The 13,671-nt window shown below is 71.2% G+C and carries 14 protein-coding genes; 9 read left to right on the top strand and 5 right to left on the bottom strand.

The window, feature by feature from the left end; genetic code table 11:
- The first annotated feature begins 62 nt into the window (after positions 1-62).
- The 4 genes from ACQPZX_RS07785 (at position 63) to ACQPZX_RS07770 (ending at position 3,168) form a co-directional block, all read left to right on the top strand.
- A complete protein-coding gene (locus tag ACQPZX_RS07785; RefSeq protein ID WP_433376408.1) occupies positions 63-1,469 on the top strand; it encodes an amidohydrolase family protein in 1,407 nt (468 codons plus the stop codon).
- A 10-nt stretch (positions 1,470-1,479) separates the two neighbouring features.
- Positions 1,480-2,283: an IclR family transcriptional regulator domain-containing protein gene (locus tag ACQPZX_RS07780; protein ID WP_433376405.1), complete on the top strand. Its 804-nt coding sequence runs from the start codon at positions 1,480-1,482 to the stop codon at positions 2,281-2,283.
- Positions 2,284-2,332: 49 nt separating this feature from the next.
- Complete coding sequence (locus ACQPZX_RS07775) at positions 2,333-2,644, top strand: hypothetical protein (protein WP_433376402.1); 312 nt, start codon at positions 2,333-2,335, stop codon at positions 2,642-2,644.
- Positions 2,645-2,760: 116 nt separating this feature from the next.
- On the top strand, positions 2,761-3,168 hold the full coding sequence (locus ACQPZX_RS07770) for a hypothetical protein (protein ID WP_433376399.1): 408 nt from the start codon (positions 2,761-2,763) through the stop codon (positions 3,166-3,168).
- A gap of 106 nt (positions 3,169-3,274) precedes the next feature.
- Here ACQPZX_RS07770 and ACQPZX_RS07765 read toward each other — a convergent pair whose 3' ends face one another.
- Both ACQPZX_RS07765 and ACQPZX_RS07760 read right to left on the bottom strand, forming a co-directional pair.
- Positions 3,275-3,652: a nitroreductase family deazaflavin-dependent oxidoreductase gene (locus ACQPZX_RS07765; RefSeq protein WP_433376396.1), complete on the bottom strand. Its 378-nt coding sequence runs from the start codon at positions 3,650-3,652 to the stop codon at positions 3,275-3,277.
- 4 nt (positions 3,653-3,656) lie between these two features.
- Complete coding sequence (locus ACQPZX_RS07760) at positions 3,657-4,382, bottom strand: MarR family winged helix-turn-helix transcriptional regulator (RefSeq protein WP_433376393.1); 726 nt, start codon at positions 4,380-4,382, stop codon at positions 3,657-3,659.
- Positions 4,383-4,483: 101 nt separating this feature from the next.
- Here ACQPZX_RS07760 and ACQPZX_RS07755 point away from each other — a divergent pair, with 101 nt between their 5' ends.
- Positions 4,484-5,116: an FMN-dependent NADH-azoreductase gene (locus ACQPZX_RS07755; protein ID WP_433376390.1), complete on the top strand. Its 633-nt coding sequence runs from the start codon at positions 4,484-4,486 to the stop codon at positions 5,114-5,116.
- Positions 5,117-5,770: 654 nt separating this feature from the next.
- Here ACQPZX_RS07755 and dnaJ read toward each other — a convergent pair.
- The gene (dnaJ, locus tag ACQPZX_RS07750; RefSeq protein WP_378976063.1) at positions 5,771-6,913 is read right to left on the bottom strand and encodes a molecular chaperone DnaJ; all 1,143 of its coding nucleotides are present in this window, start codon (positions 6,911-6,913) and stop codon (positions 5,771-5,773) included.
- Positions 6,914-6,962: 49 nt separating this feature from the next.
- Positions 6,963-7,985, bottom strand: coding sequence for a heat-inducible transcriptional repressor HrcA (hrcA, locus tag ACQPZX_RS07745; RefSeq protein ID WP_433376387.1), 1,023 nt, complete (start codon positions 7,983-7,985; stop codon positions 6,963-6,965).
- 156 nt (positions 7,986-8,141) lie between these two features.
- On the opposite strand from hrcA, the gene ACQPZX_RS07740 reads away from it, so the two are divergent.
- Complete coding sequence (locus ACQPZX_RS07740) at positions 8,142-8,714, top strand: DUF4870 domain-containing protein (protein WP_433376384.1); 573 nt, start codon at positions 8,142-8,144, stop codon at positions 8,712-8,714.
- Positions 8,715-8,749: 35 nt separating this feature from the next.
- Here the strand turns inward: ACQPZX_RS07740 and hemW are convergent, their stop codons facing one another.
- Complete coding sequence (gene hemW, locus ACQPZX_RS07735) at positions 8,750-9,949, bottom strand: radical SAM family heme chaperone HemW (protein ID WP_433376381.1); 1,200 nt, start codon at positions 9,947-9,949, stop codon at positions 8,750-8,752.
- 187 nt (positions 9,950-10,136) lie between these two features.
- Here hemW and ACQPZX_RS07730 point away from each other — a divergent pair, with 187 nt between their 5' ends.
- The 3 genes from ACQPZX_RS07730 (at position 10,137) to ACQPZX_RS07720 (ending at position 13,652) form a co-directional block, all read left to right on the top strand.
- On the top strand, positions 10,137-10,928 hold the full coding sequence (locus ACQPZX_RS07730) for an enoyl-CoA hydratase-related protein (RefSeq protein WP_433376378.1): 792 nt from the start codon (positions 10,137-10,139) through the stop codon (positions 10,926-10,928).
- 75 nt (positions 10,929-11,003) lie between these two features.
- Positions 11,004-11,864: a hypothetical protein gene (locus ACQPZX_RS07725; RefSeq protein ID WP_433376375.1), complete on the top strand. Its 861-nt coding sequence runs from the start codon at positions 11,004-11,006 to the stop codon at positions 11,862-11,864.
- Positions 11,865-12,005: 141 nt separating this feature from the next.
- Entirely contained in the window at positions 12,006-13,652 is a 1,647-nt protein-coding gene (locus ACQPZX_RS07720) for a PAS domain S-box protein (protein WP_433376372.1), read from the top strand.
- The last annotated feature ends 19 nt before the right edge of the window (positions 13,653-13,671 follow it).

The raw sequence follows: 13,671 nt of genomic DNA, 5'->3' as shown, positions 1-13,671 counted from the left end.
CTGACGCCACTCGCCCTGCCCGCTCTGCGGACAGCGGTCCGGATTCCTCGAAAGGATGGGCGATGAGCGACAGCGACCGGCCGGTGATCTTCAAGAACGGCCTGGTTCTCACCATGGACGACGCGCACACGGTCCTCCAGGGCGCCGACGTGCTGATCATTGACGGCAAGATCGCAGAAGTCGGCCCGGGTCTGACCGCGCCCGAGGGCGCGATCGAGATCGACGCGACCGGCGGCGTGGTGATGCCCGGCATGGTCGACACCCACCGCCACATGTGGCAGACCGCCATGCGCGGCTATGGTGCCGACTGGACCCTCACGCAGTACTTCGTCTGGTACTACCTCGAGTCGGGCAAGCTGTTCCGCCCCGAGGACATCTACGCCGGCAACCTCCTCGGCGCGCTCGAGGCGATCGACTCCGGCGTCACCACCACCGTCGACTGGTCGCACGGCCTGCAGACCGCCGACCACGCGGACGCGGCCGTCGACGCGCTCGAGGCGGTGCCCGGCCGGTTCGTGCTCGCCTACGGCAACATCCAGCAGGGCCCGTGGGAGTGGTCGACCTCCGACGCCTTCCAGGACTTCTACCGGCGGCGGATCGACGGCGGCAAGCTGGCCGGCTTCCAGCTCGCCTTCGACATCCCCGGCGACCCCGCGTTCCAGGAGAAGGCGGCCTTCGAGGTGGCCCGCGACCTGGGCGTCGCGGTCACCACGCACGCCGGCGTCTGGGGCGTCACCACCGACGACGGCATCCGGCTCATGTACGAGAACGGCTTCATGACGCCCGGCAACGTCTACGTCCACGCGTCCTCGCTCAGCAGCGACTCGTACCACCGGATCGCCGCCACCGGCGGCTCGGTTTCGGTCTCCACCGAGAGCGAGCAGAGCGCCGGTCAGGGCTACCCGCCCACCTGGCAGCTGCGCAAGCACGACGTCCCGGTGTCGCTGTCGATGGACACCAGCGTGTGGTGGAGCGGCGACCTGTTCTCGGCGATGCGCACCACGCTCAGCGCCGACCGGGTCCGCGAGCACATGGAGGCGCACGGCAAGAAGGAGACCGTCACCCACCACCAGCTGCGCGCCGAGCAGGTCGTCGACTGGGGAACCCGCGGCGGCGCCAAGGCGCTCGGCATGGACTCCTCGATCGGCGCGCTCACCCCCGGCCGCCAGGGCGACGTCGTGCTGATCAAGAACGACTCCTCCCCCGCGATGTTCCCCGTGCTCAACCCGTACGGCCATGTGGTCTTCCAGGCCCAGCGCGGCGACGTCGACGCGGTCGTGGTCGGCGGCAAGGTGGTCAAGCGCGACGGCAAACTGGTCGGCGCCGACCTCGCCGCGGCCCGCGCCAAGGTGAACGCGACCATCGACTACCTGCGCGAAACCATGGGCGAAGAGGCCTGGCTCCGCGGCATGAACCCGGAGATCCCCGAGGCCAGGATCCTGCACAACCCCTATCAGTACACCAAGTAGGGTTCGGCAAATGACCGACAGCGGAAGGGGCACGGGGCCTGACTTCATCGAGGCCCTGGCTCGCGGCCTCGACGTCCTGCGCTCCTTCCGCTCCGGCACCCCCGCGATGACGCTCAGCGAGATCGCGGGGCGCACCGGCCTGGCCCGCCCCACCGTGCGCCGCATCCTCATCACGCTGGAGGCGCTCGGCTACGTCCGGTCCGCCGACCGCGGCTACGCCCTCACCCCGCGGGTGCTCGACCTCGGCATGGCGTACGTGAATTCGCTGAGCATGTGGGAGGTCGCCCGCCCCCACATGGAGAAGCTGGTCTCGCAGACCAACGAGTCCACGTCGATGGCCCAGCTCGACGGCGGCGACATCGTGTATGTGGCGCGCGTGGCCGTACCCAAAATCGTCACCCTGGCCGTCACCATCGGCACGCGCTTTCCCGCCCCCGCCACCTCCATGGGCAAGGTGCTGCTGGCGGCCCTGCCGCCGGCCGCCCTGTCCGCCGTCCTCGCCGAGCCGTCCCGCTCCGGCATCAGCGCCCGCTGGCAGCCGGCCGCCGCCGATCTCGACGCCGCGTTACGCGAGGTGCGGGCCAAGGGCTGGGCGCTCGCCGACCAGGACCTCGCACCCGGCATCCGCTCGGTGGCCACCGGCGTCCGCGACGGCGACGGCACCGTGATCGCCGCCATCAACGTCACCGTCCACGCCGCCGAGACCTCGGTCGAGACCCTGCTGGAAGACCACCTCCCGAAGCTCCTGCGCACCGCCGCCGACATCAGCCACGACTGGTCCCTGACCGCCGCGGTCCCTGCCACGACGTCCTGATGCCTCCACGGCGTGCGAAAGCGCCCGACCAGTGCCAGGCTTGATATTCGTGAAGCAAGTGGACGATCTTTTCGAGCCGGCGCCCGACCGATGGGGTCTGCGCGGCGATCCGTGGGTGTGGCAGGCGATGCGCGACCACCTCACCGGCACGTACCTCCCGCCCACCCTGGGCGAGTGCGAGGCGCTTCTCTACACCGCGTTCAACCGCCTGGTCGGCGTCGACCTGGCCACCGAGATGGAGCCGATGGTCTTCCGCCAGGAGTTCGCCCACGGCGGCATGTCCTCCGGCCAGATCCATCTCGACACCTGGCGCGCCGAGCTCCTCCCGCTCCTCGTCGACCGAGCAAGAACAAAGATCTGACCCCCATTTCGTACGCGTCGGCCAAAGCCCCCGCCGCGCCACGCGACCACGTGCCGCGCAAGGGCGCGGCGCGACTCTCGCGTGAGGTGGGTGCAAGGGCTTCGTACCGTGGTGCCATGGATCCGGATTTCTTGGACTCCATGCGCGCCCGGCTGGCCGCCGCCCTGGACCCCACCGAGGCGATCCGGCAGCTCGACGCCGTCCCCGTGAATCAGCCGCTGGCCGCCCGCCTGCTCGCGGTGATCGACATCTTGGACGCCTACTACGTCCACGCCCGCGCCGGCTTCGACGACCACCGCGCCCCCACCGCCCGCCCGTTCAGCCGCGACGACTTCCGCGCCATCACCAGCGTGCCCGAGACCCAGCAAGCGGTGACCCGCCTGCTCGAGCCCGACCGAGACCGCCTGCGCCTCCCACCCGACGTCCTCACGAAGGCCTTCCTCGGCATGTCGTCCGGCCCCGCCCGCACAACCCTGTCGGCCGCCCAACTGGTCGACCTGTTCCTCAACGGCGCGCCGCTCTAGCCCCGCCCCTCGCGCCGGGCGGCGGCACTCGCTCTAGTCCCCGCCCCCGCGCCGGGCGCCGGCACTCGCTCTAGGGCCGCCCTCGCGCCGGGCGCCGGCACTCGCTCTAGGCCCGCCGCAGCAGCCGGAAGTCTCGGCGCCGCAGCAGCCTGAGCACCGTCGCGGCCGGCTCCCCGAAGGCCGCCAGCCCCACCTCGGGCGCACACACCTCGATGCGCCCGATCTCGTACTCCACGCCACCCACCACCACCCGGCACCGCCCGGCCGCCTCGACATTGCGATACCAGGCGACCTCGGGCCCGTAGGTCAGCTCCGCCACGAAGTCGTCCCCGAGCCGGGCCAGCAACAGCGGCGTCTCGTACGCCCGCCCGGTCTTCCGCCCCACGTGCCGGACCAGCGCGAACGGCCCGCGCCCCGCCCGCGCGAGGCGGACCGTCACGCGGTTGAGCGTGTTCTTGACCAGCCAGAGCCAGGCCCGCCGCACCCGCCTAATCGTGCGACCCCACCCGCGGCGACGCCGCAGCCTCGTCCAGCACCTGACCGACGGCCTCCTCGAGCGCGGCGGTGCAGGGCGACGCAGCCGCATGACCGACGACAGCCTCCTCAAGGGCGGCCGTGCACGGCGACGCGGCCGTCTGCTCGAGGATCGCCCGGTCGAACTCCGCCGCGCCGTCCGCGGCGCCCCCCTCGGCGGCCGCCTCGACGATCGCCTGGTCCAGGGCCGCGGCGAGTTCCGGCGACGTGGACCCGACGAGCTGGCGGCAGATCAGCTGCAGATGCCCGACCTGCTCAGGGGTGATGGAGTCGAAGACCAGCCGCCGGGCCTCCCGGACGTGACCGGGCGCGGCCGCCTCCAGCACCGCCAGGCCCTTCTCGGTGAGCATCGCCTCGGTGCAGCGGATCTCCGAGTTGTGCACCTCGCGCCGTACCCAGCCCTGCTTCTCCAGGCGGGTGACCGCGTGCGACAGCCGGGACGCCGAGCCGCCCGCGTACAGGGCGAGCGTGTTCATCCGCACGGCCCGGCCCGGCCGCCGGGACAGCGCGGACAGGATCGAGTACTCGAAGAAGTTCAGCCCCGAATCGCGCTTGAGCTGCGCGTCGATCGCGGTGGGCAGGCTCATCAGCAGGGAGATCAGGGTCATCCATGCGCCGCGCTCGTCGTCGCCCAGCCAGGGGACGTCGTCGTCGTGCGGCGGCGTCGTGGTGTTTGTCACCACTGAAGGGTACCCGTCTTGAACATTCAACACTTGCCGTGGCAAGCTTCTGGAGAACCCGGTGTTGAACATTCAACACCATCTGACAGGGAGCGTTTGCCGTGACCGTTCTTCGTATCGACGCCAGCATCCAGGGCCCGCACTCGGCCAGCAGTGAGCTCGCCGACATCGCCGAGGCCGAGTGGCTGGCCGTCCGGCCGGAGACCACGTTCGTGCGCCGCCACGTCGGCGCCGACCCGCTGCCCGCCGACGCCTGGGGCCACGCCGCGCTCAGCGCGTTCACCCCCGACGAGCAGCGCACCGAGGAGCAGCGCAAGGCGTTCGCGCTGGCCTCGACGCTGACCAACGAGCTCCGCGAGGCCGAGGCCGTGATCCTGGCCCTGCCGCTCTACAACTGGGGCGTCTCCCAGCACGCCAAGATCTGGATCGACCTGGCCATCGCCGGCGGCGCTCAGGGCGAACGCCTCCTCGAGGGCAAGCCCGCCATCGTCCTCACCACCCGCGGCGGCGGCTACAGCCCCGGCACCCCGCGCGAGGGCTGGGACCACAACACCGCCTACCTGCGCCGCATCGTCGCCGACGTCTGGGGCGCCGACCTGACCTTGATCGAGCGAGAGCTGACCCTGGCCGGCGTCAACCCGGCCATGGACGCCTTCATCGAGACCGCCAACCTCCTGAAGAAGACCGCCCACGAGGCCGCCACCCACGCCAGCCGCACCCTGGCCACCCGCTAGACCGCACTACCTGTGGACAACGGGCGGCCGGACAACACCGCCCGGGCCGCCTGCTCGGCGTCGATCGTGTCGCTCTTCGTGACTGGCCGCCCCACCCGTGCAGGCCGGTATAGCCGCTGCTCGTGGCCGGAAGGTGCGAGTGCCCGGCAGGGCCCCGCGGTGATCGAGTACCGCAGGTGTCCACACCGAGGACGACCTCGCCGTCGGCAGGGCGGTTCTGGCCAGAGGGCCCGGGATCGATGAGCTCACGGCGGGACGCAGCGGCAGGGATCGGCTCGAGCCTGCATAGCGGAAGCCCCCACCCGCGAAATCTTGAAGAGCCGCCGTCAGCTGCGCGCACCAACTCATCAGCTTCACCGGGCGATCAGGTGCCTCCGCCGGAAATAAGCGATATTTCCAGCGGGGGCACTGCGCGTTTCCCGCAATGTGACCCGCAGACCAGCCCATATGACCAGCAAAGGGGACGGCCCGCCGGGGAGGGCGGGACACGCTCCCATCAGCTGGCAACGGCCACCACATAGCGGGATTTCAGCGGCGGCCGCACGGGGGAAGCGCCGGCCCGGCAGCTCAGCCCGGCGCGGGCGGCAATGGCGCGACCAACGACGGTGATCGCCTTGCGCCCCGGGGACCTGTCCCCAGGGCGTATCAAATAGGTCAGTGGCCGTTGAAAGCGTCGCGCATCCGGCTGAAGAAGCCGCCCTGCTTGCTCAGCTCGGCCACGTCCTCGCCGCGGGTCTTGGCGAACTCGCGCAGCATCCGCTCCTGCTCGGCGGTCAGCTTGGTCGGGGTCTTGACGTCGAGGTGGACGAAGAGGTCGCCGCGGCCCTGGCCCCGCAGGTGGGGCACGCCCTTGCCGCGGATGCGCAGCGTCGAGGCGGGCTGGGTGCCGGATTTGACCTCGATCGCCTCCTCGCTGTCGAGCGTCTTGATCGTCAGGCGGGTGCCCAGGGCGGCCGCGGTCATCGGGAGGGTGACGCGGCAGTGCAGGTCGTCGCCCTTGCGGGAGTAGACGTCGTGCGGGCGCTCGTGAATCTCGACATACAGGTCGCCGGCTGTGCCGCCGCCGGGGCCGACCTCGCCCTGCTGGGCCAGGCGGATGCGCATGCCGTCCTCGACGCCGGCCGGGATCTTCACGGTCAGCGAGCGGCGGGTGCGCACGCGGCCGTCGCCGGCGCAGGTCGGGCAGGGGTGCGGGATGACCGTGCCGTGGCCCTGGCAGGTGGAGCAGGGGCGGGACGAGACGACCTGGCCGAGGAACGTGCGCTGCACGCTCTGCACCTCGCCGCGGCCGCCGCACGTCTCGCAGGTGGCCAGGTGGGTGCCGGGCGCGGTGCCGGCGCCGGAGCACTGGGTGCACAGGACCGCGGTGTCGACGGTGATCGGGGCCTCGACGCCGAACGCCGTCTCGACCAGGTCGAGCTCGAGGCGCAGGATCGCGTCGGCGCCGGGGCGGGTGCGCGGGCGCGGGCCACGGGAGCCGCCGCCGGCCGCCGTGCCGAAGAACGCGTCCATGATGTCCTGGAAGCCCACGAACGGGCCGCCGGGACCGCCCGGACCGCCGGGGCCCATGCCGCCGCCGGGGGCGAGCGGGTCGCCGCCGAGGTCGACGATCTGGCGCTTCTGGTCGTCGGACAGCACCTCGTACGCCGCGTTGATGTCCTTGAACTTCTCGGCGGCCTCGGGGTCGGGGTTGACGTCGGGGTGGTACTGCCGAGCCAGCTTCCGGTAGGCGCGCTTGATCTCGTCGTCGGTGGCCTCCCGGCTCACGCCGAGAATGCCGTAGTAATCCTTGGCCACGGGGTTTGGGGTCCTCATTGTCAGCGCGAATCCGTCAGTTCTGAGCCGGTCAGTTCTGGGCCAGCAGGTCGCCCACGTAGCGTGCCACCGCACGAACCGTGGCGATGGTGCCGGGGTAGTCCATCCGGGTGGGTCCGAGCACTCCCAGCCCCCCAACGATAGTCGTCCCTGGGCCGTAGCCCGTGCTGACCACGGACGTCGAGCGGAGGTTGTCTATCTCGTTCTCGTCGCCGATGCGCACCCTGGTCTTGCTGGGCTCCAGGTCGCCGATGAGCTTGAGCAGGATGACCTCCTCCTCGAGGGCCTCGAGCACGGGGCGAAGCGTGCCCTGGAAGTCCAGCACACCTCCCCGCGTCAAGTTCGCCGTTCCGGCGAGCGCCAGCCGCTCCTCGCTGCGCTCCACCAGCGTCTCGAGCAGGACGCTGGCCAGGCAGGCCATCGTGTTGCGGTGGCCGGGGGCGCACTCGTCGACCAGGCCCTGCACCAGCGGCGGGGTGTCGGACATGCGCTGACCGGCGAGCTTTTCGTTGACCTTGCGGCGCAGGTCGGTCACGTCGTCGGAGGCGACCGGGCCGGGCAGCTCGACCAGGCGCTGCTCGACGCGGCCGGTGTCGGTGATCATCACGAGCATCAGGCGGGTCGTGGAGATCGGGACGAGTTCCAGATGGCGCACGGAAGAGCGGGCCAGCGACGGGTACTGCACGACCGCGACCTGGCGGGTGAGCTGGGCGAGCAGGCGCACTGTGCGATGCACCACGTCGTCGAGGTCGACCGCGCCGATCAGGAAGCGCTCGATCGCGCGGCGCTCGGCCGGGCTCAGCGCCTTGACCTTGGATAGGCGGTCGACGAACAGGCGGTAGCCCGCGTCGGTGGGGACCCGCCCGGCGCTCGTGTGCGGCTGGCGGATGTATCCCTCCTCCTCCAGCACGGCCATGTCGTTGCGCACGGTGGCGGGAGAGACGCCCAACTGGTGGCGCTCGACCAGGGCCTTGCTGCCGACCGGCTCCTGGGTCTCGACGTAGTCCTCGACGATCGCCCGCAGGACCTCGAGCTTGCGGTCATCCAGACTCATGACCCCTCCCTCGCGGACGTTTGGCACTCCCAAAGACAGAGTGCCAGTCTACGTCGCCGTTCCCGCCGGCGCGATGATCGAGTGGACTGTCTATTCATCGACTCGTACCGCATGTCGCTCTCGACCGTATTGAGCTGCGGTCCTACGGTGGCAGCCATGACAGAACCACCTCGCCCGCCCGGTGAAGGTAATCCGTATGCGGCTAACGATCCGACGTCGGGTTCGACACCGCCACCCTCGTCCCCGCCCCCGCCGCCGCCCGGCGGTGGCTACGGCCCGCCTCCCGGCGCATACAACGCACCGCCTCCCGGTGGTGGCTACGGCCCGCCCCCGGGCGGCTACAACCCGCCCCCGCAGCAATACGGCTACGGTCCGGGGCCCAGCAGCGCCACCGATGACCGCACCTGGATCCTCGTGGCCCACTTCGGCGGCGCGGCCGGCGCCTTCCTCGGCGGTGGCTGCGCGGGCTGGATCGCCCCGCTGGTCGCGCTGCTCGCCCGGGGCAACCAGTCCCCGGTCGTGCGGGCCGAGGCCGTCAAGGCGCTGAACTTCCAGATCCTCTGGTCGATCATCGCGCTCGTCGGCTGGGTGCTCAGCTGCATCGTCATCGGCATTTTCGTCGGCATCGCCGCGTCGATCATCGCGATCGTCTTCGGTGTCATCGCCGGCGTGAAGGCCAGCAACAACGAGCCTTACAACTACCCCATGACGGTGCAAATCATCAAGTAGATCGTGGCAGGCGCCGGGTCGGGGGCCCGGCGTAGTCACACCACCTCGCGGATCACCGCATCGGCGAGCAGCCGGCCCTTCAAATTCAAGATCAACTGCCCTTTCCCGTACGCCTCCGGCACGAGCAGACCGTCTTCGAGCGCCTGTTTGGCCCCGCGCCCGTCCAGCCCCGCCAGCGGGATGCCGTCGCTGAGACGTACCCGCAGCATGATGTCCTCGACGCGGCGGTCCTCGTCGTCGAGGAGCTCGCGGGCATGGCCGGGCGAGACGCCGTCGGCGAGCCTTTTCGCGTACGTCGTGGGGTGCTTGACGTTCCACCAGCGCACGCCGCCGACGTGGCTGTGCGCGCCCGGGCCCAGGCCCCACCAGTCGGCGCCGGTCCAGTACAGCAGGTTGTGCCGGCAGCGGGAGTCCTCGCCCTTGGCCCAGTTGGAGACCTCGTACCAGGTGAAACCGGCCTCGGTCAGGGCCTTCTCGGCGGCCAGGTAGCGGTCGGCGGCCACGTCGTCCTCGGGGTAGGGCAGCTCGCCGCGGCGCATGCGGGCGGCCATCCGGGTGCCGTCCTCGACGATCAGGGCGTACGCGCTGACGTGGTCGGCGCCGGCCTCGACGACCGCCCGGAGGGACGCGGCGAAGTCGTCCGGGGTCTCGCCCGGGGTGCCGTAGATCAGGTCGAGGTTGACGTGCTCGAAGCCCGCCTCCCTCGCCTCCCGCGCCGCCTGGGGTGCCCGCCCGGCGGTGTGCTGACGGTCGAGGATCTTGAGCACGTGCGGGCTGGCGGACTGCATGCCGAGGCTGATCCGGGTGAAGCCGTTGGCGCGAAGCCGGCGCAGGTATTCGGGCGTCACGGATTCGGGGTTCGCTTCGGTGGTGATCTCGGCGTCGCTGCTCAGGCCCCAGGTCTTGTCGATGCCTTCGAGGATGCGCCCGAGATCGTCCGCGCTCAGCAGGGTCGGGGTGCCCCCGCCCACGAACACCGTGTCCACCTTTTCCGGATTTATCGTGTTTTGGGCGAGCTTGAGCTCCTGCAGGACCGTGTCGGCGTAGCCCTCTCGGCTCGCGCCGCCTAATTCGCTCGCCGTGTAGGTATTGAAGTCGCAGTAACCGCAGCGGCTCGCGCAGAACGGCACGTGGACATATACGGCAAATCCGTTTTTTCCGGCGCTCGCCGCCGCGTCGGGCGGAAGGGACCCGTCGGTGGGCACGGGGTCGCCATCGGGAAGTGCGCCAGCCATCCACCAAGTGTGCACGGCCGGCGCCTGCGTCGAAGTGGGGGCCGGAGCGAGGCGAGGTCCAGGTGTCGTCTGGGCGTGCGACGCGGGCGCCCGAATACCGGGGTTGTATTCGGGTGTTCGCGTCGTGCGGCCAGGCGGCGGCTGGGCCACGCCGCAGCCCGTCTCCCACTTCGACGCAGGCGCCGTTATGGTCTCGCCCATGGATCTGGTCCGTACCGCCACCGTCGCCGGGGTGACCACCGTGACCCTGGACAGCCCCGCCAACCGGAACGCCCTCTCCACGCCGCTGATGAAGCAGCTGCTCGAGGCGCTCTCGGCGGCGCTGACCGACCCGGCCGTCCGCGCGGTCACGCTCTCGCACACCGGGCCGGTCTTCTGCTCCGGCGCCGACCTCAAGGAGACCGCCGAGGCCCGCGCCTCCGGCCGGGTGCCCGCCGAGCTGCTGGCCGACGTGCTGGCCGCGCTCTGGGAGTTCCCCAAGCCGGTGGTCTGCCGGGTGGCCGGCCCGGCCCGGGCGGGCGGCCTGGGCCTGATCGCCGCGGCCGACATCGCGGTCTGCGTGCGGGAGGCGACGTTCGCCTTCACCGAGGTGCGCCTCGGCGTCATCCCGGCCGTGATCAGCGCCACCGTCCTCCCCCGGCTCGGCTCGCGGGCGGCGGCCGAGCTCTATCTGACCGGCGAGGTCTTCGACGGCGTGCGGGCGGCCGAGGTCGGGCTGGTCACCAAGGCGGTCCCGGCCGAAGGGCTGGAGGCGACGGTGGCGGCGTACTGCGAGGCCCTGGTGCGGGGCGGCCCGCTGGCCCTGGCGGGGGCGAAGCAGTTGCTCCGGCGGACCCCGGCGCCCTCGATCCGGGCCGAGCTGGCCGAGTTGTCGGAGCGCTCGGGCGCCTACTTCCGCTCGGCCGAGGGCACCGAGGGGGTCGACGCCTTCCGCGAGAAGCGCCCGGCCTCGTGGGTGCCTTCGCCGCGCGAGGTGTAGTGCAGTGACGGTTCCGTGGTGCGGTCGTTGTTTACGCTTGTTGCCTGGCACGGGGTAGCCGTCGAGGAGGTGTGAGTGCGCAGGACGCCGATCGTGGTGCTCGCGTTGCTCGCTGTTGTCGGCACCCTGGGCGTGGTGGTCGTGATGCGTGGCATGTCCGGCGACATCAAGCTGCCGACGATCATCGGCCCCGAGTGCACCGTCAAGGCCGACGGCGAGGTCACGCTCGACCCGGTGCAGATGGCCAACGCCGCGACGATCAGCGCCGTGGGCATCCGGCGCGGGTTGCCGGAGCGGGCCGTCGTGATCGCGCTCGCCACCGCCCTCCAGGAGTCCAAACTGGAAAACCTGGACACCGGCGACCGCGATTCGGTGGGGCTCTTCCAGCAGCGGCCCAGCCAGGGCTGGGGCACGCCGGAAAAGATCCAGGACCCGCGGTACGCGGCCGACAAGTTCTACTCCGCGCTCAAGCGGGTCAAGGGCTGGGAGAAGATGCGGGTCACCGACGCGGCGCAGCGCGTGCAGCGGTCGGCCTACCCGAACGCGTACGAGAAATGGGCGGACGAGTCGGCGGTGCTGGCCCGTGCGCTGACCGGCCGCGCCACCGGCGCGGTTGCCTGCACCGTCACGGGCGCGCCCGTCCTGCGCGGGGCGGCCGCCGCCGCGGCCCTGATGAACGGGCTCAAGCTGGACTGGGGCAAGGGCCTGGCGAAGACGCCGGCGGCGAGCCAGGCGGCGGGACTGACGGTCGCGGTCTCCGACGCGAGCACCGGCTGGCGGTACGCGCACTGGCTCGTCTCGCACGCCTCGGCGACCGGCCTCGAACGGGTACGTTTCGCCGACCTCGAATGGCACGCGCCCGACGGCAAGTGGCAGCCTGTAACCGCGGACGGCGGCGTGGACGAGCGTCAGGTCATCGCCCAAGTCTTCAGCTGACGTCGCGAAAGTCTCTCGGCATGCGCCGGGCGCGCTCCCAGGAAACGTTGCTCTCCGTGATGTTCATCGATTCGGTGGCCAAATAGCGCAGCGTATATCCGCGCATGGACAGACAGCTACCGCCCTGGTACTAAGTAGGACGTGTCGAGGGCGATCGAATGGATCCTGCTGGGTTCGGCGAGCTGTCTGGCGATCATCGTCGGCGTCCGGTGGCACCGTCCCAGCCGCGTCGGCCCCTGGCTGCTGCTGGCCGGTTCGGTCGCCGCCATCGCGGTCGGTGACGTCTTCTACGCGGCCGGGGCGATGTCCGCCGCCGAGGCGTGCTACCTGTCGATGTTCGTGCTGGTCGCGGCCGCGCTGATCCAGTTCACCCGGGGCGGCTCGCTGCTGGTGGAGCGGGCCCGCCTGATCGACCTGCTCGCGGCCGCCTGCTCGACGCTGCTTGTCGTGTGGGTCTTCATGATCGGCGACAACGTCCTGACCGGCAAGATCTCGGCGGCCGACGTGATCGGCGACCTGCTGCTGATCGGCGTCACCGGCCGGCTCGTGCTCGCCGCCGGGCGCAACGTGTCGGCGGCGCTGCTACTGGCCGGCTCGGTCGGCATGCTGGCCAGCGACATCATCTATCCGATGGCGCCCGGGGTGATCACCGAGAGCGGCTACATAGTCCTGTACGTCACGTGGGGTCTGGCCGCCCTGCATCCGTCGATGACCCGGCTGACCCGGCCGATGCCGCCGCGCGCGACCCCGTGGCGCGGGCACTGGGCGGCGCTGCTGGGCGCGGCCGTGGCGACGCCGCCCGCGGTGCTGCTCGTCGAGGCGCTCAACGGCGAGGTCCACGACGGTGTGGTGATCGCGGTGGCGGGCGCGCTCACGCTGCTGCTGACCATCACCCGCCTGGCCGACTCGATCTCGCAGAACAGTCAGGCCGCGGCCCGCGAGAGGGCGCTGCGCACGGCCTCGGGCGCGCTGGTCGCCGCGGCCGACCCACCGGCGGTCGAGGCGGCGGTGCATGCGGCCGCCGAGCAGCTGATGCCGGCGCCGCGCGGGGGTGGCCGCCCCGGCCAGCGCGGTCCGTCGACATCGCTGCGCTCGCTCATCTTCGCCGCCGATGACGAGGCGGTCCCGGTCGCGCCGCCGGGGCCGAGCCCGCGCAGCTGGTGGCACGACGAGACGACCCTGGTCTGCCCGTTGCGGCTCGAGCCACTGGCGGTCGCGCGGCCCAGCGGCGGCGCGCTGATCGTCGAGGCCCCGCGCGAGGTGCTGGCGGTGACGCGCGACGCCCTCGAGGTGCTGGCCGGCCAGGCGGCGCTGGCGCTCGACCGCATCGCGCTGGTCGAGGCGGTGGGCCGGCGCGACAGCGACCAATACCTGCGTACGGTCATCGGCAACACCGCCGAGCTGATGCTGGTGATCGACGACGACCAGCGCATCCGCTACGCGAGCCCGGCCGTCCACGACCTCCTGGGCGACGAGGGCATCACTCCGCTTTCCACGCTGACCGACCTGGTCCACCCCGACGATCGCAGCGAGGTGCGGCGGGCGTTCCAGTCCAACGGGGACGGAATCCTGTTCTGCGCCCTGCGCCGCTCCGACGAGTCCCAGATCCTGATCGAGGCGACCTACCGCGACCTGCGCGAGGACCGCCTGGTCCGCGGCTACGTGGTGACCATGCGCAACGTGACCGACGCCCACACCCACGACGAGCGCCGGCCCCACCGCGACCACGTCGACGGGCTGCCGGCCTGGGTGAACAGGCGAAGCGCCCAGCACAAGTTCCGCTACTGACCGCACACATGCCAAGCGC

The sequence above is a fragment of the Actinoplanes sp. CA-142083 genome, assembly GCF_050942195.1.
Classification (GTDB): Bacteria; Actinomycetota; Actinomycetes; order Mycobacteriales; family Micromonosporaceae; genus Actinoplanes.
This window is presented reverse-complemented; position numbering and strand designations above follow the sequence as displayed.